The following is a 23,946-nucleotide window of genomic DNA, read 5'->3' as shown; positions in this document are numbered from 1 at the left end:
GGTTAACTAACAAATGAAAGAATTAATTATGAAAACGACTATATGCGGTGCTGCCCTGCTATTAAGCCTGACAGTGGCTAGTTGCGAAGTGTATGAATCACCGAAAATCAATCAGGGATTGGACGAAGAAAATAACACCTCTCTTTATGTAGAAGCCTACGATCCTATCAGTAACGTAGGACAATACTATATGCCCGAGATGAAAGTGAAACCGAAAAAATACTGGAACTGTGTGGAAGTGGTGACAGTGGGTAGCCGCAACGATTTGGGGCAAACAGAGAAAGTGCGGGGATTACAGTATCACTTGATGTGCCAATCATTAGCTGGATTAGCCAATCGTGCGGTGGAACAGGGAAAAAGTGAAATAGCCGTTTGGTTGCACGACCACAGTGGCAATGATTCTTATAAACTCTCTAAACAGGCACTCGAAGATATGGGGGTTCACGAACAGGGAATGCAGAGCGGACTGGAATTGGCGCGCAATGATTATGGACAGTCCGACGGAGTGACTATTCAGCTAAAAGGAATGTTCGACGGATATGTACTGACAGATATTGAGAACAACCCTGAAAGTGGAGTCGTAGCTTCTGTAGCTTCGCATATTTACAATTCTATAATCGTAGATGTTCGTGATAAAGAATATTACGAAGAAGCGGGATATACCATGAAGTATGATGCGAGAAGCAAATCTACGGCTCAGGCTTGGGCGGAATTTAAAGATAAATGTAGTAATAAAGCCTTGGTGATAATGCCGGTGCAGACTGGTGAGCTACGCGAGTTCGCTATCAAGAACGATTTGTTTGTCTTAAACCTGAATAAGCGTCAAGGAAGTTCGCTAGGCGGACAAAACACAGCTCTGTTGAAAGAAATACTGGCTTGGTTGGAACCTAATGCACCGGTATATGGCTGGGAGCAAGGTGTGAGCGAAGATGCTTTCGTAGACTTGGTATCCAAGAGCGGACACCCGATGATTCCTTGCGACTGGAGTTATAATCACTCGTTGACTTCTTTGCTTTATTCCCGGCGTCAGCAACCTGTGTTGGCTCATGTCAAGAATCCGCAGTTCTTTGATTATACAAAGAAAAAGAATTTTGTCTCTTTCTTCCTGTCCGATGGTGATAATATACAGTGGATGATGAACGACTTTAAGGATTTCTATAATGTTCCGGAAGCTGAAGAGGTGCGAATGACATATGGTATGCCTGCTTCGGTCTTGCCGATGATGGCACCTGCGCAATTCGACAATCTGTTGAGCCAGCAGAAACCCAATTGTTCCATCTTGGAAATGTTGGGAGGTGGCTACTACTATGTAGACAATTATAGTAAGAATGCCGACCGGACAAAGAACCTGAAAGTCGTGGCCGACCGTTTGGCAGCCCATATGCGCCAGCATCGTGTGAAGTTGCTCGGTGTGATGGCGATGAATGTAAAATCGGAAGCTGCCAAAGAAGCGTTTCAGGCGTATGTAGATGCCAACGACCAATTGGAAGGTATTGTTGCGATTCAGTACAGCCCTTATGCGGGCGGTGGCGGCGAAGTTGTTTGGGTGACCAACAAGGCAGGATATGATATTCCGGTGATTACCGTAAAATATTCCCTTTGGAATTTCGGAAATCGCAATGCCGAACGGGAAGGAACTCCAGCTTATATTGGTGGAAAGCTGAAACAGGAAGCACAGCAGGAAAGTTATTCTGTGGTTTGTGTACACGCATGGAGTAGTTTCTCGAATCATGGGCAGACAGATGACCCGCTGATAGAGAATCAATCCGGAAACATTCGTGGAGCCGGTGCAGCAAAACTTTGTGCAGGACATCTGAATGATAACTTTGAAGTAGTCAATCTACAAGAATTAGTATGGCGTCTGCGCATGAGTCAGCGTCCCGAACAAACAAAAAGATATCTGAATGAAGTATTTTAATTAACCTGAGTTTCACGGATTCTCCGCACTGCTTTCTCCTTTTCTTTGAAAGAGGAAAAGCGATGCGGAGATTTGTGGAACTTACGCAAATAACAATAGATATGGTTTCAAGATTGCTTTTCTTATCAATCTGTCTTCCTCTTCTGTTTGCTTCGTGCCAACAGTCGAAGAAGGCTGTAGAGTATGTAGACTACGTGAATCCCTTGATGGGGACCGAGTCTACTTTTGCTTTTTCGCACGGCAACACTTATCCTGCTGTGGCAGTGCCTTGGGGCATGAACTTCTGGAGTCCGCAGACGGGCGAGAATGGGAGTGGATGGATGTACATGTACACCGACAGCCTGATGCGTGGCTTCCGGCAGACACACCAGCCCAGTCCCTGGATTAATGACTACGGCACATTCTCTATAATGCCGCTTGCCGGTGAACTGAAAGTCAGCCATAAAGAACGCCTGGTTCCTTTCTCTCACGAACAGGAGAAATCGACTCCTTATAACTATAATATTGCGTTTGATAATGGTGTGAAAACGACTCTTTCAGCTACTTCCCGTGGCGCTGTTTTTGAAGTTGCTTTCCCCGATAAAGAGGAACAGTATGTGGTAGTAGACGCCTACAATGGCGGAAGTTCCATCACAATAGAGCCGGGCAACCGATTGGTAAAGGGGGCTTCCCGTTACAATAACGGAGGTGTACCGGATAATTTTGCCAACTATTTTATGGTAGAGTTCAGTCACCCTGTTAGTGAATATGGAGTTTATAACGGTGACACACTCCTTCATCACCAAACCAATGTGGCAGCCGATTATACTTGTGCATATTTAAAGTTCGACGTTCCGGCAGGAGAGAAACTGACTATCCGTGCGGCTTCTTCCTTTATCAGCCCCGAACAGGCTGCCATCAACTTCAATCGTGAAGTGGTCGATGCAGACGTGAAACTTATCAGCAATAAAGCCCGCGAACAATGGAACAACTATCTGGGACGTGTCGAAGCAGAAGGTGGTACGGAAGAGCAACTTCGTACTTTCTATTCTTGCTTGTATCGCACACTCCTTTTCCCACGCGAGTTCTACGAATTCGATTCGCAGGGAAATCCTGTTTATTACAGCCCGTATGACGGAAAGGTGCACAGCGGGTATATGTACACCGACAATGGTTTCTGGGATACTTTCCGTGCCGTTCATCCGATGTTTACCCTGCTCTATCCGGAAGTATCGGAGCGCGTGACGCAATCCATCATCAATGCCTACAATGAAAGCGGTTTTATGCCTGAATGGGCTAGTCCCGGTCATCGTGGCTGTATGATAGGTAATAATTCCATCTCTCTGTTGGTAGATGCATGGATGAAAGGCATACGTACGGTAGATGCGGAGAAAGCATTGGACGCCATGATTCATCAGACACAAGCCCGTCATCCGGAAATAGCTTCCGTAGGACGTGACGGTTTCGAGTATTATGATGAGCTGGGATATATTCCTTATCCCGAAGTTCACGAAGCTACGGCTAAAACACTGGAATTTGCTTACGCAGACTGGTGTGTCGCCCGTTTTGCCGAAACATTGGGCAAGCAGGATATCGCAGAACAGTATTACCGGAAAGCGCAGAACTACCGCAATCTCTACTATCCTGAACATGGTTTTATGTGGGCAAAAGATGCGAAAGGTAACTGGCGTGATAAGTTTGATGCAACAGAATGGGGCGGCCCTTTCACGGAAGGAAGTTCCTGGCATTGGACATGGAGCGTATTTCACGACCCGGAAGGTTTATCTTCATTGATGGGTGGACACGACCCGATGATTGCCCGCCTTGACTCTATGTTTGTCGCTCCGAATACCTATAATTATGGAACATACGGTTTCGTAATCCACGAAATAGCCGAGATGGTCGCTTTGGATATGGGACAATATGCACATGGCAACCAGCCGGTGCAGCACGCCATTTATTTGTATGACTATATCGGTCAGCCCTGGAAAACTCAATACCACATCCGCAATGTGATGGATAAACTCTATAATTCAGGAAGCAAGGGATATTGTGGAGACGAAGATAATGGTCAGACATCCGCCTGGTATGTATTTTCCGCGATGGGATTCTACCCCGTTTGCCCGGGAATGCCGGAGTATGCGATTGGTTCTCCGCTGTTTAAGAAGGTGACTTTGCATCTTCCCGAAGGAAAAACGTTTGTAGTTTCGGCAGCAGAGAACGCGGCAGACCGCCCCTATATACAAAAGGCATTGTTCAATGGCGCGGAACTTTCCCGGAACTATCTGACTCATGAAGAGTTATTGAAAGGTGGAGAACTGAACCTGTCAATGGACAGCGTGCCCAATACACAGCGAGGTACACAACCCAAGGACTTCCCTTATTCTTATTCCAAGTAGTTTCAATAGGTTTTCAGTATATATTTTCATTGACCGGTATAGAGAGCTTCCAAGTGGGGTTGCATCTATACCGGTCATACCATCAGTTATTTATAACTGCCTTTTGTATTTTCTTATTCCTTTTGTTACCTTTGTGCATCTAATACGAGGTTTATGATACATTCTTTCACTTCTTCCGAACAACCAACAGCGCAACAGCTCTTTTCCAAGCTCTATGTGGCTTACTATGCGCGTTTGGTACGTTTTGCCTCTCTTTATGTGGGAGCGGTGGGAGACGCTGAAAACATAGTACAGGATTTCTTTCTCTACTTATGGGAGCATAGAGAGATACTTCCCGAACTTCAACAACCCGATGCTTATCTTTTTTCAGCCGTCAAACATCGTTGCCTGAATTTTCTTCGTTCGCAGCTTTCTGTAATCGACCGCAGACAGCCACTTTCCGATATTGCGGAACAGGAATTTCAACTGAAACTTTATAGCTTACAACTTCTCGATGACTCTCAAATGTCGATAGATGAAGTGGAAAAGAAGATTCATCAAGCGATTTCTACCTTGCCGGAACGTTGCCGGGAAATATTCGTCATGAGTAAACTCAAAGGTATGAAATACCGTGAGATAGCCGAATCTCTTGGCATTTCGCAGAATACAGTGGAAGGACAGATGGCTATCGCCCTGAAAAAACTTCGGGAAGAACTACGCCATTGCCTGCCTTTATTGCTTCTGTTCGGAGTCTGAAATAAGATACTTCCCTTTTTCATAGCTTGTACTTTCACAGCTTGTACTTTCGCTGTTTGTACCCTCACAGTTTGTATCCTCATAGTTTACACCTTCATAGTTTATAGCCTTCGCCTCATCTATGCCGATTTCATCAATTTAAATAGTTTGCATAACAGAAGCCGACTATCGTTGTCTACTTAGCCGACTCGAGTTGTCTAATCAGCCAATTCTAGTTGTCTATATAGACAACCCTAGTCGGCGATTGATAAATAGAAATAAAACATATGATAAAGCAGCCATATCTGCATAAGAAAGCCTGATTATCGTACCAAACAGAGTAAGAGAATGAATTATCAGGTATTATATAAAAGGTCATCAACTGATATTTCCACTTTCTTTTATTTTTTTTCATTTTCCTTTGGTGGTAAACTCAAACCTATGTGTCTTCTTATCAAAAGCGCGCAATATGATGAACGATAATATGAATAACCAATGGAATAAATACTTTTTCGGAGAACCGACCGAAGAAGAGAAACGGGAACTTTTCAGCCAACTGACAAAGGACGAAGAACTGAAACGGGATTTTGCTACTATGCAAAATGTCGTCGGCCTATCAGGATTGTTACCCCGTGAAGATGATTCTTTGAAGGGTGAACAGAATTTGGAAGCTCTGATGCTTCGTCAGGAAAAGAAACAAAGAAAGAAGCAGATTATACAATTCATACGGTACGCTTCTTCGGCTGCCGCGATGATTGCCTTGACATGGATGCTTGCCTGGTATATATTTGCCGATTCGGAAACGCTTTCTTATACTGAAATAACAGTTCCGAAAGGCCAACGGGTGCATCTGACCCTGCCGGACGGTAGCGAGGCATGGCTGAGTTCTCTCTCCACCTTGAAGTGGCCTTCTGTTTTCTCGTCCGATGCACGTACCGTTGTACTGGATGGAGAAGGATTCTTCACTGTGACCAAAGATGCTTCACGCCCTTTCACGGTGCAGACACAGAAATATGATGTGAGAGTGCTTGGAACTGAATTCAACGTATACGCCTATGGCAACAGTCAGAAGTTTGAGACAGACCTGCTTTCCGGGAAAGTACAGGTTATTTCAGCAGAGTATCCGGAAGAAACAATCACTCTGATGCCTAACGAAAAGGTATCATTGGTAGAAGGAAAATTGATGAAGTCTGTTTCTCACTTTGAAGGAAAAGAATATCGCGAACAAGGTATTTATGATTTTGAAGAAAAGCCATTGGGCGAAGTGCTTGAAAGGTTGGAACAGTGGTATGATGTCAGCTTTGTGGTAGATAATCCATCCCTGTTGGATAAGATAATTTCGGGTAAGTTCCGCCAAAGCGACCAGATTGAAACGATATTGAAGGCAATCAGCCGGGCAGGTTTATTTGAATACAAGATAATTTCACTGCGAGAGATAACTATTTATTAATAACCAGATTAAAAAGTTTAATGCCTATGTAACACAACGGAAGAAGAAAAACGAAAGTAAATAGACATCAAACGAGGAATAAAAAGGGGGAAAGTGTTGCACCACCTTCCCCAATTCCTCGGCTATTAATACTTTCCTTGATTCACAAGATAGTGAACCTAAATTAAAGTACTAACAAAATCACTTAGCAAAGTTATGAAAAAAATCCTTTCACTGCTTGCCTTGCTCCTGTTTATTAACCTTTTTACATATCAGGTACAGGCACAGACAGCAGTTGTGAATATTAATAAGAACTCGATTTCGCTAAAAGAACTGATTCGCGACATCGAAAAACAGACTGGATATTTGTTTGTCTACGGAAAAGACATCAATATCGAACAAAAGGTAAAAATCAACGCTCATAATAAACAGGTAAAGATTCTGCTGGATAATGCATTGCCCCAGCTAGGATTGATGTATGAATATGCGGACAATTACATTTCACTGAAGAAAACGCAGATAGACAAGAAATCAATAGGTAAAAAAATAACAGTCAAAGGGAGCGTAGTAGATAAAAGCGGTGAGCCGATTATCGGAGCCAATATCATGGAGCAGGGGAGCGCAGCCAATGGTACAATCACGGATATCGACGGTAAGTTTACTCTGGCTTTGCCTTCCACCGCGGTGTTGTCCGTGACCTATGTGGGCTTTGCAACTAAGAACGTATCAGTAAATGGACAGAACAATGTCCGTATCATTCTGGAAGAAGACTCTGAAATACTGGACGAAGTAGTCGTCGTGGCTTACGGTACACAGAAGAAAATCTCTTCTACCGCTGCCGTTTCGAGCATGAAAACAAAAGATGTTGCGCAAAAGCCGGTTATCAATATCTCTAACAGTTTGGCGGGACGTATGGCCGGAGTCATCGCGAAGCAAGGCTCGGGCGAACCGGGAGCCGATGGTTCTGATTTGAGAATCCGCGGTGTGGCTACATTGGGAAACCAGTCTCCGCTGGTAGTGGTAGACGGTGTTCCCCGTGACTTCTCACGCATCGACCCAAACATGATCGAAGATATTACGATTCTGAAAGATGCGGCTGCCGTAGCGCCTTACGGTATGGCGGGTGCCAATGGTGTAGTGCTGGTAACTACTAAAAAAGGAAAAAGCGGTGCTCCCGTATTGTCATACAACGGATACATCGGTTTCCAGAATCCCACCCGCATCACGGACCAGGTGAACTCCTATGAATATGCTTTGATGAAAAACGAAGCCGCTATGAATGCCGGTTATCCTAATTATTACGCCTATTCACAGCATGACCTCGAAATGTATCGTAAAACAAGTGCAGGCGACCCGGATGCCGACCCTGACCGTTATCCTAACAGCAACGGATTGCGCGATTTAGTGCAAAGCAATTCTGTAATCACCAATCACAACTTGCAATTGTCCGGTGGTAGCGACAAATTCCAATACTACGTATCTTTGGGATATTCCTATCAGCAAGGTATGTGGAGCACTACGGATTATCAGCGTTTCAACCTGCTGGCTAACCTGAGCGTGGATGCCACCAAATACACGAAGATAAGTTTAAGTCTCGGCGGATGGCACGAAAAGAAAAACTATCCGGGAGCCGATACGGGAGACATCATGTATCAGGCTTATCGTACACCGCCTATTTCAGCTATCCAATACTCCAATGGATTGTGGGGACAATATGTAGGAAAATCCCTTTTCGGATTGGCCTACCGTAGCGGATACCGCCAGGAACCTGCCGACCAGCTGAATACTTCACTTTCTATCGAACAGCAACTTCCTTTCGTCAAAGGATTGAGCATTAAAGGCGTTATCAACTACGACCCGTACCGGATAAAGAAAAAGAAGTATATGACTCCAATCCCTGTTTATACGCTGGATGCCTCACAAACTCCCTATCAATATATGGAAGGATTCCAAGGACCGGAGAAACCGAATCTGGAACAATCTTTTGAAGAGAGTGTGAGCATGACCTACCAGGGAATGATTAATTACTCCCGGACTTTCGGCAAGCATACAGTGACCGGACTGGGAGTCATTGAAGCCCGCGAAAGAAACGTGTGGAACATGAATGCCAAGCGTCTGAATTATAATATCGACATTGATGAAATCAATGCGGGCAGCAGCGACCCTGCTGATATAAGCAACGGGGGAACTTCCTGGAAGGAACGTCAGGTGGGATACGCATTCCGTTTGGGATACAATTACGATAACCGCTATATGGCTGAAGTGTCAGGACGTTATGACGGACACTATTACTTTGCTCCGGGCAAACGTTTCGGTTTCTTCCCCGCCTTCTCACTTGGATGGAACTTGCGCGAAGAATCTTTTATGAAAGATATAGAATGGATGGACAAATTGAAATTCCGTCTGTCATACGGTGAATCCGGAAACCTGGCGGGTAGTTCTTACCAGTACATGAGTGATTATGGATTCGGTAATGCTGTCAACTTCGGCGGAGTGCCCATGATGGGTATGTGGGAAAACCTGCAAGGTAACCCGAATATCACTTGGGAGAAAGCGAAGAAGTTTGACTTCGGTATAGAATTCTCCGTACTGAACGGCATGCTTTCTTTAGAAGCGGACTATTTTTATGAAAAACGTTCGAATATGCTGATGGCTCCTAATGCTTTGGTTCCGGCAGAATATGGTATTCCCTTGTCGCAGGTAAATGCGGGAAGCATGCACAACCAGGGTGTTGATTTCTCTTTGAACTTCAATAAACGTATCAACAAAGACTGGATGGTCGGCGCTAAGGGAACATTTACGTTCGCGCGGAATATCCTGGATGAAGTATTTGAAACGGAAGCTACATATAATAATCCGAACCGCCGCAGAACGGGACGTCCTGACGGGACAATGTTCGGATATGATGCGCTGGGCTATTTCACATATGATGATTTCAATCCCGACGGTTCGTTGAAGTCCGGTATCGCTACACAGCCTTGGGGACAAGTATATCCGGGAGATTTGCGTTACAAGGATTTAAGCGGCCCTAACGGAGTGCCCGACGGCAAGATTGATGAACATGACCAGACGGTAATCGGATACTCCAACTGGGCTCCCGAAATTATTTTCGGTCTATCTCCCAGCATCCAATGGAAGAATTTCGACTTGAATGCCTTGATTCAGGGAGCTACCCGTACCAGCATTTCATTGGGTGAAACATTGGTGATGCCGTTCTTTGATTCGGGCTCTGCCACCAAGTTGCAGTTCAAGGATCACTGGACACCGGATAATCCGAACGCTCGCTATCCGCGCCTGACCAGTGAGGTGACTGTCAACAACCATCGTCAGCCTTCTTCCTGGTGGGTTCGTGACGCTACCTACATTCGTCTGAAAAGTATTGAAATCGGTTACACTTTGCCCCGTTCGGCATTGAACTTTATCGGTATCAGCTCCGCGCGCGTATATGCTTCCGGTCAGAATCTATGGACATGGACTCCGTTTATGAAAGAACTTGTAGACCCGGAAGCCAAGTCTGCCAATGGTAAATACTATATGCAGCAGGCAGTATATGCTTTTGGTCTGAACGTCACTTTTTAATTAGTTAACCATCATAAAAAGTATAGAATATGAGAATACATACTATAATAAAAACAGTTTGCCTGGCAGGAACATTAGCTTTGCTGTCTGCTTGTGAAGACTGGCTTGAGATAGAGCCGAAAGACCGTTTCGGAGATACGACGGTTTGGGGATCGGAAGAGAATGCCGATATGTTTCTGAACGACATTTATAATCAGTTGCCTCATTTGAATAATGAAACGCAGAATCTGGATCAATATTCGGACAATTCATATGTCGGAGCCGAATGGATGAATGCGCGGACAACTATATATACCGGAGCGTTGTCTCCTACCAGTTGGATACCCGGCCCATGGGATATGTGGAAATGGGGACGTCAGAATAACGATGACGCGAAGGGACAGTATGAACGTATCCGTTCCTGCAATCTTTTCATCAACAAGGTGAAGGAATCGGAATTTTCTGCCGATTATAAGAAAGAACGCCTGGCCGAAGCACGTTTCCTGCGTGCCTGGTTCTACCATTATCTTTGGATGGCTTACGGCGGTGTGCCTATTATTACAGAGGTGTTGGATAATAATGTGAGTACGGATATTTTCTATCCGCGTGAAACTGCGCAGAAGACATTTGAATTTATAGATAAAGAGTTGGATGAAATCAAAGAAGACCTTCCCGACCGTCGTAGCGGTGCCGATTTGGGACGCGCTTCCAAAGGAGCAATCCTGACACTGAAAGGATGGGTGGAACTGTTCCATGCCAGTGAATTACGTAATCCCGGCAAGGATAAGAAACGTTGGGAAGCTGCTGCCGCGACATTGCAAGATGTGATAGGATTAGGGGTGTATCATTTGCAACCCACTATCCTCGATCTTTGGACAGAAGCTACGAATAATAATGATGAAGTTATTTTCGACTTCCAGATGTCCAAGCAGAACGGCGGACGCCGTGAAGGTCTGTTCGGCCCGGTATTTGTGAAAGGAGTACAGTCCAGTTGGGGGAATATGCAACCTACACAGGAACTTGTAGACGACTATTGCATGGCAAACGGACTGCCGATCTCTGATCCTGCCTCCGGTTATAATAAGAATAATCCATATAAAGGTCGTGAAAAACGTTTCTATCAGAGTATCTTGTATGACGGCTCCATGTGGCAGGGTGAAGAAATCATTACCCGCGTAGGAGTAGGCAGTCCGAATGAGATAGATACTTCTTCCGAAAGTGACGTTACGAATACGGGTTACTATACCCGCAAAACGATTGACGAATCTGTGAATGGAGCGGATAATCTGCAAATGAGCAACGGTATGGCGAATTATATCTTCTTCCGTTATGCGGATGTATTGCTGATGTATGCCGAAGCATCTTTGGAAGCGGGAGATAAACCGACAGCCGTAGAATACCTGGATATGGTAAGAACGCGTGGCGGTAATATGCCTTCCATTGAAGACACATATCCGCAGGGCATTACGGAGAACCAGTTGCGTGAAGTTATCCGCAGGGATCGACGTATCGAACTGGCATTCGAAGATAAACGCTGGTGGGATATTCTTCGCTGGAAGATTTGTGACGGTGAGAATGGCGTGATGAATAAGCCTATTGGCGGTATGAAGGTTGAAGATACGGACGGAGACGGCGTATGGGAATATAATTATCACGAAGTGGGCAAGCGTACTTTCCTGCCCCGTATGTATTACCAGCCTATTCCGCAATATGTGTTGGATAAGAATCCGGTAATCCGTGAGCAGAACGGCGGCGAAGACGGATGGGCAGGCGGACAAAATCCCGGATATTAATAACAATGTAAACCTTGAAAGATTATTCGTATGAAACTAAATAGATTTATCATAGCGGCAGGTGCGATGTTTTGTTCATTGGCCTTGCTGAGTGGATGTAGTGATGATGATGTTTGCAAAGTCTATATCCCGGAAGCGAAAGCTTTGCAGATTAAGAATTTCGACCTGGATACAGAGTTAAGAGAGGTGTTTCATGTAGCCGTGACTGCCAGTGATTATGTTACCCGTTCCGGTAAGGAAGTGTCGGGAGACGTTAAGGTACAGTTGAGCGTAGACGAAGCCAAAGTGAACGAATATAATTCTTTATGCGGCACAGATTACCCTTTGCTTCCTTCAGACTGCTATACGCTCACTACGGAAGCGGTTATTCAGGCAGGGAAGAGCTCTTCTGACGACTTGATACTTGCAGTCAACGCCCAGGGAAAGATTCAGCCGTTCGACTCTTATTTATTACCAATCACCATCACTTCCATAGAGGGAGCGCAAGCCGATCATATTCAGCAGACAGTATATTATCTGTTGAGTGGCGCAGAAGATGTGTGGGCGATGCCGTTGGCGGATCGCAGTGAGTGGCAGATAGTAGAAGTGTCTTCGGAAGAAACCAGCGGCGAAGGTTCGGACAACGGGCATGCCATTCATGCTTTCGACGGGCTGAAAGGAACTTTTTGGCATACACAATGGAAGGGCAATGAGCCTGAACCTCCACATCATATCGTAGTGGATATGGGCAAGGAAGTGAAGATGCTCGGCTTTCAATATGTATCCAGGGATCACGGTGAAGCATGGCCGCAGGAGATGACGATGGAAACCAGTCTCGACGGAACCAAATGGGAATCAGCCGGAACATACAGTGACCTGCCCGCAGGAGCGAAAGAAGAATTCCGTTCTTATTTCCCCGGATTCAAGCAGGCGCGTTATTTCCGCTTGACCATTACAGCCGTATATAGTGGAAAATGGGCTACTGCTGTGGCTGAAATAAATGCGATTTCTATTATTAAGTAACAGGAAAGATAATCATCATGAAAAAATACATCTATATATTATTAACATTCTGCTTACTGGCTTCTTGCATGGAAGACCCGACGGCAGGTGTGGTTATACCCAAATATACTCCTTCCACCGGAAATCCTGAAGAACCTGAAGAACCGGGAGATGACCTCATCGACCCGTCCGAACCGTTGAGCAGAGGATTTGTACATCTGAAAGGGCGCGAATTGAAATCCTTGAATTCCTTGTCTATCACCGGACTGAATGATGGCGAGAAAGTAATCCTTTCCACCTTGGCGGGACTTGCGGCAAGAGTAACGGGCGATCAGGTTTATATAAATGAGGGCGGCCCTTCTTCCGTATGGTTGAAGCAGATGCAGAACAAATATGGTATTCCTGTGAAAACCTACAATTCATTGTCGTCTTTAGTGGCACATTATGTAGAGACAGGAGTGATAAAAGGGTACATTACTTATAAACCTTATTCAGACGGACAATCCCATTCTGTCAATGTAGCTACTTCTCTGTGTGGTTTGCTACGTGGAATTGCCGTTCAGGAATCTTTGGTGGATAAGGTCAAGGCGATGGGAGTGACTACCGAATTAATGAATGTAAGTTCACACGACGAAAAGTGGTTGTATGAAAATTATAAAGACCAGTTGGATAAAAGCCTGGCGGCTGATATGAAACCGGAGATTTTTCATCATCTGCGTGACTATATCACGATGACGAACGCCTTTGCATTTTATGACTATAACGCCCGTAAAGACTGGACTTGGCGCACATCTATTCTGACAGACTTGGATGAGGGAGCCTATTGCTTCGGTTATTACGATCTGGATGAATGGGGAATGGTGAATAATGCTTCCAAACTGGGAGTATCTATGCTGCCGACCGACCAGGCTGCGAACCTGGCGACATTGAGCAGCATCTATGATACGTCGGGATTAAAACAACGTCCGGCAACCAAAGAGGTGACTACCGAAGAGAACGTACACTATGTGACATTCCTCGTAAGTGATGGTGACAATATCGCCTTTAACCTTTGGGGACAACAGGGATACTTCGACCATGATCTGCATGGACAATTCCCGGTAGGCTATACCATTTCGCCTTCTTTGTATGACCTGGCTCCGGCAGCATTGCGTTGGTATTATGAGAATAGCAAGGAAGGGGATTACTTTGTAGCAGGGCCGAGTGGCAGCAGTTATATTTTTCCTAGTAAGATGTCGGACGCCGATTTGGACGCATATCTGGTTAAGCTTAACGAGTATGTGGATAAGGTAGGTTTGAATATCTGTAATATCCTGGATCAGAAAATTATGACTAATTCCAAGGTTTATAACAAGTATCTGGCTCAGCCTAATATTGATGCCATATTCTATACGGGATATGGGGAGACAGGAGCCGGCGGCATTAAGTTTTCGGATAACGGCAAACCTGTGATTGAGCAGAGAAGCGTATTGTGGGAAGGTCTTAGTAACGGCAGGGGCGAAGAAGCAGCCGTTATTTCCCAAATCAACAGCCGTTCTGCTAATCCGCACAGTGCGGACGGATACACCTTTGTTTTCGTACATTGCTGGACAAAAGACCAACAATGTATCAAAACAGTCATTGACGGGCTGAATGATAATGTACGTGTTGTCCCCGTTGACCAGTTCGTGCAACTTGTGAAACAAAACCTGGGACCTACTAACTAAATCTTATTCGTAATCTATATATCATGAACATAAAAAAACTCTTGGCATTAGTCGTAACTACTACCTGTTCCGTCATGGCTATGGCACAACAAGCGCCTGCGCCTTGTGGACTGACTCCGAGTGAAAGACAGTTGGAATGGTACAATCGTGAAATGATTGCGTTCTTTCATTTTGGAATCAACACTTTCGAGGAATTTGTGAACGAAGGAGACGGACGTGCCAGTACGGCAATTTTTAATCCGACAGCTTTAGATTGCGGACAATGGATGAGAACTTTAAAAGCAGCGGGGATTCCCGCTGCTATCCTCACCGCCAAACATGCCGATGGATTTTGCCTGTGGCCGAGTAAATACACTGACTACAGTGTGAAGAACGCCACCTGGAAGAATGGCAAGGGGGATGTAGTCCGTGAGTTTGTCGATGCTTGTGAAGAATATGGACTGAAAGCAGGTATCTACCTGGGGCCGCACGATCGTCACGAACATCTTTCTCCTCTTTATACCACCGAACGTTATAAAGAATATTACGCCTGCCAACTCAATGAGTTGATGAGCGACTACGGTAAGATATGGGAAACCTGGTGGGATGGTGCCGGAGCTGACGAACTGACAACGCCGATTTACCGTCACTGGTATAAGATTGTCCGTGAGAAACAACCGGATTGCGTTATCTTCGGAACAAAGAATTCATATCCATTCGCAGATGTCCGCTGGATGGGAAATGAAGCGGGAGAAGCGGGCGACCCTTGTTGGGCAACGACCGATTCGATAGCTATCCGTGATGAAGCGCAGTATTATAAGGGACTGAATGAAGGCAGTCCGAAAGGAGATGCGTATGTTCCTGCGGAAACGGATGTCTCTATCCGTCCAAGCTGGTTCTATCATGCCGAAGAAGATAACCGCGTGAAGAGCGTCAGTGAACTTTGGGATATTTATTGCACTTCCGTAGGACGCAATAGTGTATTACTTCTTAATTTTCCGCCTGACAGACGGGGACTGATTCATCCGACCGACTCACTGCATGCGGCATTACTAAAACAAGGAATTGATGAAACTTTCAGTGTCAACCTGTTGACTAAAGCTAAAGTAAAAGCCACTAATGTACGAGGAACCAAGTTTGCCCCCGAGAAAATGATAGATGATAAGAAAGAAACCTATTTTGCCGGAAAAGACGGGAATGTGAAAGCTGATATTGTCTTCACCTTACCAAAGAAAACCGAGTTTGACTGCCTGATGATACAGGAAGTCATAGAGCTGGGACACCGGACTACGAAATGGAGTGTGGAATATTCCGAAGACGGCAAGAACTGGATTCCTATTCCGGAAGCTACGGATAAACAGTCTGTCGGCAATAAATGGATTGTACGTTTTGCCCCTGTAAAAGCCGGACAAGTACGTTTGCGTATTCTGGACGGTAAGGCTTGTCCCGCAATTCATACATTTGGTGTATATAAACAATCATCTCTTTTCCAATCATAATAAATTAGATATGCAACGATTAAAAATCTTTGGAAGTGCATTGATTGCACTGACGTTTTCAGTCTCTTCTGCCGTAGCACAGCAATTTGACCCGAAGCAAGGATACGAAATCCATACGGTCAACGGGCTTGTTCTTGACAATCAGGAGAATCTGGATACCAATACGAAAGTGTTTATCAGTAAGAGAGAAGCGGACAAAGAGTCGCAAGTTTGGAATTTGATTCCGTGTGAACAGGAAGGATGTTATACCATTACCAGTCCGCTGACGCAGATGAACATTGATAATAGCGGTAAAGGAGAGGTAGCCTGTCCCGTCATCCAATGGTCATCGGATGCCAGGAACCCGAACCAACAATGGAAAGTGACCGCTTTGCCGAACGGGAATTATATATTTACCAACGTGGCAACCGGCTATAACTTAGGCTTTTCGGATGCGGGGCCGGTGGGCGATCCTGTCTTCCAATTAAAGGCGGATGCCTCGAAGAATAACCAACAGTGGCAGATACGGAAGTCGAACCTGAAAGTAGTAGCCGAAGCTCTGAAAGTAAAGAGTACCCATGATTGGGAGAATGAACGTATCTATGCCGTCAATAAAGAGGAAGGCAGGGCTACATTTATTCCGTTCGCCAACCCGGAGGAGATGAAGGCGGATCCGGTTTATATGCGTCCTTGGGAACGTACCAACTCTTCCCGTTACCTGCTACTGAATGGTAACTGGAAATTTAACTGGGTAAAACAGCCGTCCGAACGTCCGGTAAACTTCTATAAAACGAATTATGATGTATCCGATTGGAAAGAAATCCCTGTCCCGTCTAACTGGGAAATGCACGGATATGGCACTCCGATTTATACCAACATCACTTATCCTATCCGTAACAATCCCCCTTTCATACAGGGACAACGCGGCTACACAGTCGAAAAAGAACCGAATGCGGTAGGTTCTTATCGCCGGGATTTTACACTTCCCGCCGATTGGAAGGATAAGGAAGTTTTTATCCATTTCGATGGTATTTACAGTGCCGCCTATATATGGGTGAACGGTAAGAAAGTGGGGTATTCGCAGGGAGCGAATAACGATGCGGAATTCCGTATTACCCCTTACGTGAAACCGGGCAAGAATACGGTAGCCGTAGAAGTCTACCGTTGGTGTGACGGTAGCTTCCTGGAAGACCAGGATATGTTCCGTTTAAGCGGTATCCACCGCGATGTTTATCTCGTGGCTACACCGAAAGTTCGCCTGCGTGATATCCACCTGACTTCTCTGATAAGCGACCGCCTGGATAAAGCGGAACTGAAAGTGAAAGCGGATGTGCACAATTATGGAAAGAAAGCTCAGGAAGGAACTTTACATGTTTCTTTATTCAATACGAAAGGCGAATCCCTGCGTTCGTTTACGATACCTACGGGACAAATTTCCGGCGGACAGGAGAATGTGTGCGAAGGCAAGACTACGATTCGTGACCCGCAACTGTGGAGCGCAGAAACTCCTGACTTATATACAGTCAATTTTGAACTGCTTGACACGGCAGGAAATGTACTGGAAGCAACTACCCAGCAATATGGTTTCCGTAAGATAGAAATCAGGAACAATAAAGTATATATCAACAACGCGCTCGTTCTTTTCAAAGGAGCCAATCGTCACGATACGCATCCGCAGTTTGGAAAAGCGGTTCCGATGGAAAGTATGATAGAAGACATTCTTCTCTTCAAACGTTTCAATCTTAACACAGTACGTACCAGCCATTATCCAAACGATCCGAAGATGTATGCTCTGTATGACTATTACGGATTGTATGTGATGGATGAGGCCGACATCGAGTGTCACGGCAATATGTCTCTGTCAACCCGTGAGAGTTGGGAAGGAGCCTATGTAGACAGAATGGTGCGAATGGTGGAACGGGATAAGAATCACCCTTCGGTTGTTTTCTGGTCTATGGGAAATGAATCGGGGGGCGGACGTAACTTTGAAGCTACTTATAAAGCCGCCAAAGCAATAGATGACCGCTATATCCACTATGAAGGAATGAATGATGTGGCAGATATGGACTCCCGTATGTATCCTTCGATTGAAGGTATGGTAGAACAGGACGAACAGCCCCGCAATAAACCTTATTTTCTTTGTGAATATGCCCACGCGATGGGAAATGCCATTGGTAACCTGGAAGAATACTGGGATTATATAGAGAATCATTCCAAACGTATGATTGGCGGATGTATCTGGGACTGGGTAGACCAGGGATTGAATATGCCCGGACAACCTGCCGACCACTATTATTTTGGTGGCAGTTTTGGCGACCGCCCTAATGACAATGACTTTTGCTGTAACGGTATTGTGACCCCTGACCGTCGGATTACTCCGAAGTTATGGGAAGTGAAAAAGGTGTATCAGTATATCACTCTCGAACCGAATGGGGAGAATAGTGTGGGAGTACGCAACCGTTATGCTTTCCTTAACTTGCATGACTTTAATCTGCGTTATGTGATTCTGAAAGATGGCGTACCTGTTATGGAAGAAGAATTTACCCTGCCCGATGGCAAACCGGGCGAACATCGTGCCGTACAGATTCCTTATTCCCGTTATCTTACTCCTGAAGGCGAATACTTCCTGAATTTGGAAGTGAAACTGAAAGAGGATTGCGTATGGGCGAAAGCCGGGCACATCGTAGCTACGGAACAGCTCTTGCTTCAGAAAGCTCCACATACAGGTTTGCAACCGGTTACTTCTTCCACTCTTGTAGAAGAACATCCGTTTAAAGTGGTGGAAGAAGAAAAACGCTATTTATTCTTCCGTAGTCCCGAAGTGGAAATTACGTTTGATAAGGTAGCAGGCAAACTGACCGGAGTTCGTTACAATGGAAAGAATATGCTCCATTTGCGTGATGGATGGGCATTGAATACTTTCCGTTTCATTAATAACGACGTGCGCAGATGGGAAGAACCGAAAACGGAAGTTATCGGTTTTGAATGGAAGTGGGCGGAAGACAATCAATCGGCTATGGTAACGATTCAGTTACAGCAAACTGTTGGAAACGTGAAGGTTCCTCATACGTTGATTTACCGTTTGTATGGCAATGGCGAAATAGATGTGGACGCCTCTTTTACTACAAACGATGAGTTCAATCTTCCCCGTTTATCTTTGCAGGCTTTGTTCAACCCTTCATTAGAACAGGTGGAATGGTATGGACGTGGACCGATAGAAAATTATCAGGACCGGAAGAATGCGGCATACGTTGGCAAGTATCAATCATCCGCCAGCGATATGCAGGAAAAGTATGCACGTTCACAAACGATGGGCGGACGTTGTGATACCCGTTGGCTGACCTTGACGGACAAGGAAGGGAAGGGGATAAAGATAACTTCTGCCGATACCTTCGATTTTAGTGCTTTGCATTATACGGATAAGGATTTGTTTGAAGTTAAATATGGTCACGCTTTGCCTGATATTCGCCGTGCGGAAGTCGTTTTGAATTTAGATTGCATACAGCGTGGATTAGGTAACGCGAGTTGCGGCCCGGGTCCTCGACCTAAGTACGAGATTCGGAAAGGTACGGTTTATCAGTATGCTTTCCGTATGTCTCCTTTTTCAAAATAAGCAGGGAATTACAGGATAACAGAGCTTTAATAGCATAAAGAAAGAGTAAGCAGACGCTTTTTGCCCAATTTGAATGTGGGTAAAAAGGCATAATCTGCTTACTTTTTGTTGTATTTGAAGGGATTACTTATTTCTTTTACTATTTTTGTACACTAGATTTCAAAATATGCCATAATGAAAGAAAATAAGTATTTATTTGCTTTGATAGGACTGTGCCTGTTCCTGGGGCTTACATCCTGTGCGGAAGATAAAAGAATCTTTGGAGATGATATTGAAATTCCCGAATTGACGGATGATAATACGTTGCAGTTTACAGTCGAAGTCGCCAGTGACTGGAAGCAGATAGAAGTGATTGCCGGCGGCGGAAGAATGGCTATTGAATGGGGCGACGGACGTTTGCAAAAAGTGGAAGACCCGGGAACGACCGGACCTATCAATTACAAATATGGAAACCGGAAAAGTTATCGGGTAAGAATATGGGCGGAAGAACTGGACTTTCTTAGTGTAAGTGGCTTGCTTCTTCCCACGACCGATCTCCGCATGGGATATTTACCCAGGATGAGAAGCTTGAATCTGAATAGCTTTTCGGGTACTACGGAACTTGATTTGAGTAATTCATGTCCTAATGTGGAAGATATAAATATTGGCAACTGGTCTGACCTGGAACGTCTTGAACTAAACCAGTGCAAGCAACTGGAAAGGGCGGACATCTATACCAATCCCCGGTTGACTTCCCTGAATATAGTAAACCTTCCCAAACTGAAGGACTTAAATTGTGCCGGTAATGGATTGACTGCTCTTTCCCTGGACGGAGTGCCTGCTTTGCGAACTCTCTATTGTAATAATAATCCTCTGACCACTATTGATTTAGGTGATAAGATGACTATTGCCGGGTTATATATACAGAACTGCGCTTTTAGTTCATTGGCTTTTTTAGATAAGTTGCCTTTGTTGTCAGAATTTAGCTGTCGCTCCAACCAATTGACAACATTGGATTTATCAAAGCATCGCTCGCTTCGTTTCCTGGATTGTAGCTTCAATAGAAAGTTGACTCAGTTATTGATTCCGACAAATGATCTGGTGCAAATACTGCGTTGTCATTCTTGCAACTTAAAGGCGGATGAATTAAATGCGGTATTTAGTGCGTTGAAAGCATGTGATAAACCTTCGACTCCTGAACATGAAAAGGATTATCGAATATCTTTCTACGACAATTCGGGAGAGAATACCTGTGATATGAGCATACTTAAAAATAAAAACTGGTATATAGACACGAATAAAAACTGATTGTTAACATGAACTCGAATCTAATGAAAAGAAGATTTTATCTATTTATTTCTTTTTTATTGGGCGGAACGATGCTTATCTTTGCCCAACCTGTCCAGTCTCCCGTAGACAAAGCACTGAACACCATCAACCGCTCTTCTACCGAAGCTACGATTAACTTTTTGGCAAGTGACGAACTCCAAGGACGTGAAGCAGGATTTCATGGTTCCCGTGTATCCTCGGAATACATCGTTTCTTTATTGCAATGGATGGGCGTACACCCTTTAAACGGCAGTTATTTTCAACCTTTTGATGCCTATCGCAAAGAGCGTCAAAAGAAAGGACGCTTGGAAGTCCATCCCGATTCTATTGCCAAACTAAAGCAGGAAGTGCACCAAAAGCTCTCCATGAGGAATGTATTAGGTATGATTCCCGGTAAAAATAACAAGGAATATGTGATTGTAGGCGCGCATTTCGACCACTTAGGAATAGACCCTGCACTTGACGGTGACCAAATTTATAATGGCGCCGATGATAATGCATCCGGTGTATCGGCTGTGTTGCAAATAGCCCGTGCTTTTGTTGCCAGCGGACAACAACCGGAAAGAAATGTCATCTTCGCTTTTTGGGATGGAGAGGAAAAAGGACTGTTAGGCTCGAAATACTTTGTGCAGACTTGTCCTTTCATGTCTCAAATCAGAGGTTATTTGAACTTTGATATGATTGGCCGTAATAACAAACCCGAACAATCTCGCCATGTAGTCTATTTTTATACGGCTGCTCATCCTGCTTTTGGTGATTGGCTGAAAGAAGATATTAAGAAATACGGTTTGCAGTTAGAACCGGACTACCGTGCATGGGCTAACCCGATAGGCGGTAGCGATAATGGTTCATTTGCTAAAGTGGGTATTCCTATCATTTGGTATCATACGGACGGACATCCCGATTATCACCAACCCTCCGACCATGCCGACCGGTTGAACTGGGATAAAATTGTAGAAATCACAAAGGCTTCCTTCTTGAATATGTGGAAGATGGCGAATGAAAAGGCATATTGATTAAATTACATTCGAAGTTTTTACCGGCTCTCCTTTGGGGGAAGGAGAACCGGTTGATTTACAACTAAAGATTGGACTGATATAGTTGTTTGTTATTCCCAGCCCGGATTTTGCGTTAAGTTAGGATTTAAAGCGATCTCTTCCAGTGGTACCTGATATAAATAGTATTTCTCCAGCCAGCCTTTACCATCCTTGACAGGATCATTGAACAGATAAATATATCCTTCGGTCATAGAGCCATTAGCACCGTCTGATGTTCCGGTGGTTTCATTCAGTAAAGTAAGCGAACTCAACTCACTTTTTGAAATCCACATTCCTTTCTGCTGCATATTAACAAACCAGGGAGCTGTTCTCCAACGTCGTACATCGTAGAATCCGAATCCTTCACCCATCAGTTCAATAATACGTTCACGGCGTATTTCCCACAAAACCGGATCTACCGGAATACCGTTTGTATTCCCTTTCGGGTAATATTTTCCACGTTTCGGATCGAAATTCTCATCAATGTCCGCTATAGTCATCGGGGATACTCCTGCCCGTGTACGTAATTTATTTATGGTTTCGTCAGCAACGGTCTGGTTAAACTCACTGGTTTCGAACATCGCTTCTGCATAATTCAACAAAACTTCTTCAATCTTGAAGATCGGCTTATCCGCTGTGTTTACTTGCGCATTATTATAGTTTTCTTCCCAGTTATCCCAGTTTTTCCATACATAATATCCTGACCGACAGGCAACATAAGCATGTGGCCCGTATTGCTTTCCTTCGATGGTGTATTGAGCACCGCCTTGCAGGTTGGGGATACGCCGTACTAATGAAGCGCTCCAGTTCTGTCCCGGCAGACGTTTCATTCCCACTCCCGGGTTGCTGCATGATTCGTTAGCTCCCATGATGTCAATGTATTCACGGTCGGCAGGCTCACTGGTGTACGACCATGTCGTATAGTCTCCTTTACCGTCCACTACTTTATAAGGTGGCATGATAGTATGATACATACGTGGATCTCTATTACGGAATGTGGAATAGATGTCTTTGTCTCCGGCATATAAATCCGAATTGGAAATTGTTTTTCCGTCTTTGCAGAGATACAGGTCTACTGTTCCTTGATGCATTTCTATGTCATGTGAAGAAGTATGCTCATAGTAACATGAATTTCCCGGTTTGATTGTTTCCAGCCATTGCTGGTAAAGGATGATTCCCGGAACTGTGCTGAGATTATCCGTAGTCCACATTTCACCATAGCCGGCGGCAGGCTGCCCGTCTGTTCCTGTATATAAGGAAGGATAATCTTGCATCAGCAGTTGCGAGACACGCTTGCATTCTGTGAAATATCTGTCATAACTTCCTAGTTCATGATATTTTCTCCAAGTACCCTCGCGAAGAGTGAAGCGGGAAATGGCAGCCCGCACACAGTCTTGGTTGATTGTATTCGAACCATCCTTTTTCATATAGGTTGCCGCATCGCCGATATTCGATTCAGCCCATAGCAGCCGTTCCAATACTTTGTCCGCTACTTCGATGCGGGGCATACGTGAACCGTAAGCCTCTTCTGAAGTGTCGTCCAATGGAGTATCTACCCAGGGTACATCTCCAAAACGGTCGATCAGCTCCATATACCAAAATGAATGGAAAAAATATCCCACAGCCTTCCAGTGATTTTTTTCTCCTTCGGTCATATTGGAAGCGTCTACATGAGACAACATGATATTGATACGGCGGATGAAAGAAGAGAAATTCCATCCATTGCCGGAAGTTGCGTTCGTCACAGTTTGGAATGCGTATTTATTCTGACTGCTTGCACCTCTTTGTTCCAGGTATCCGGCGTATACATCACCAAGGTAATGGGAGTTGCGTCCGATGGCAGTAGTGGACGTAGCTATGTTCGTATTGGAAAACATTTCATAACAAGGCCACATGAAGGCTTTAAAATTATCGTATGACTGGAAAGCATTTTCTTCAGTCAGACTGGTCACAGGATATTTCTCTAAAAAACTATCATTGCATCCTGTCAACATTATCCCGGTAAAAAGGGTAAGAAGTAATAGTATCTTTTTCATGATTATGTATCAGATTTA

Annotated in this window: 13 protein-coding genes; 12 read left to right on the top strand and 1 reads right to left on the bottom strand. The window is 44.7% G+C overall.

Annotated elements, in window-relative coordinates:
- Nucleotides 1-13: 13 nt before the first annotated feature.
- From HC965_RS22945 to HC965_RS22890, 12 genes are all read left to right on the top strand, one after another.
- A complete protein-coding gene (locus HC965_RS22945) occupies nt 14-1,918 on the top strand; it encodes a GxGYxYP domain-containing protein (RefSeq protein WP_191033657.1) in 1,905 nt (634 codons plus the stop codon).
- A gap of 101 nt (nt 1,919-2,019) precedes the next feature.
- Nucleotides 2,020-4,296 carry a GH92 family glycosyl hydrolase gene (locus HC965_RS22940; protein WP_191033656.1) on the top strand — a complete coding sequence of 759 codons (2,277 nt, stop codon included), beginning with the start codon at nt 2,020-2,022 and terminating at the stop codon, nt 4,294-4,296.
- A 153-nt stretch (nt 4,297-4,449) separates the two neighbouring features.
- On the top strand, nt 4,450-5,031 hold the full coding sequence (locus HC965_RS22935; protein ID WP_191033655.1) for an RNA polymerase sigma-70 factor: 582 nt from the start codon (nt 4,450-4,452) through the stop codon (nt 5,029-5,031).
- A gap of 448 nt (nt 5,032-5,479) precedes the next feature.
- Nucleotides 5,480-6,460, top strand: coding sequence for a FecR family protein (locus tag HC965_RS22930; protein WP_223854992.1), 981 nt, complete (start codon nt 5,480-5,482; stop codon nt 6,458-6,460).
- 195 nt (nt 6,461-6,655) lie between these two features.
- Nucleotides 6,656-10,018 (top strand): TonB-dependent receptor, encoded by a 3,363-nt coding sequence (locus HC965_RS22925; RefSeq protein WP_191033654.1) that lies wholly within the window; start codon nt 6,656-6,658, stop codon nt 10,016-10,018.
- Nucleotides 10,019-10,047: 29 nt separating this feature from the next.
- Nucleotides 10,048-11,790, top strand: a complete 1,743-nt coding sequence (locus HC965_RS22920) for a RagB/SusD family nutrient uptake outer membrane protein (RefSeq protein WP_191033653.1) — start codon at nt 10,048-10,050, stop codon at nt 11,788-11,790.
- 30 nt (nt 11,791-11,820) lie between these two features.
- Nucleotides 11,821-12,792 carry a BT_3987 domain-containing protein gene (locus HC965_RS22915; protein WP_223854991.1) on the top strand — a complete coding sequence of 324 codons (972 nt, stop codon included), beginning with the start codon at nt 11,821-11,823 and terminating at the stop codon, nt 12,790-12,792.
- Nucleotides 12,793-12,809: 17 nt separating this feature from the next.
- Nucleotides 12,810-14,477 carry a GxGYxYP domain-containing protein gene (locus HC965_RS22910; protein ID WP_191033652.1) on the top strand — a complete coding sequence of 556 codons (1,668 nt, stop codon included), beginning with the start codon at nt 12,810-12,812 and terminating at the stop codon, nt 14,475-14,477.
- 74 nt (nt 14,478-14,551) lie between these two features.
- Nucleotides 14,552-15,955 carry an alpha-L-fucosidase gene (locus HC965_RS22905; RefSeq protein ID WP_223855010.1) on the top strand — a complete coding sequence of 468 codons (1,404 nt, stop codon included), beginning with the start codon at nt 14,552-14,554 and terminating at the stop codon, nt 15,953-15,955.
- A 10-nt stretch (nt 15,956-15,965) separates the two neighbouring features.
- Nucleotides 15,966-19,547, top strand: coding sequence for a glycoside hydrolase family 2 TIM barrel-domain containing protein (locus HC965_RS22900; RefSeq protein WP_191033650.1), 3,582 nt, complete (start codon nt 15,966-15,968; stop codon nt 19,545-19,547).
- Between the two features lie 174 nt (nt 19,548-19,721).
- On the top strand, nt 19,722-20,834 hold the full coding sequence (locus HC965_RS22895) for a leucine-rich repeat domain-containing protein (protein WP_191033649.1): 1,113 nt from the start codon (nt 19,722-19,724) through the stop codon (nt 20,832-20,834).
- A gap of 71 nt (nt 20,835-20,905) precedes the next feature.
- Nucleotides 20,906-21,871 carry a M28 family metallopeptidase gene (locus tag HC965_RS22890; RefSeq protein ID WP_370539994.1) on the top strand — a complete coding sequence of 322 codons (966 nt, stop codon included), beginning with the start codon at nt 20,906-20,908 and terminating at the stop codon, nt 21,869-21,871.
- 92 nt (nt 21,872-21,963) lie between these two features.
- Here the strand turns inward: HC965_RS22890 and HC965_RS22885 are convergent, their stop codons facing one another.
- Nucleotides 21,964-23,928 carry a RagB/SusD family nutrient uptake outer membrane protein gene (locus tag HC965_RS22885; RefSeq protein ID WP_191033647.1) on the bottom strand — a complete coding sequence of 655 codons (1,965 nt, stop codon included), beginning with the start codon at nt 23,926-23,928 and terminating at the stop codon, nt 21,964-21,966.
- Between the last annotated feature and the right edge of the window lie 18 nt (nt 23,929-23,946).

Origin of the sequence: Bacteroides sp. GM023, assembly GCF_014750685.1 — a bacterium.
Classification (GTDB): Bacteria; Bacteroidota; Bacteroidia; order Bacteroidales; family Bacteroidaceae; genus Bacteroides.
Note: the sequence above shows the minus strand (reverse complement) of the source record. Positions and strands in the feature narration are given on the sequence as shown.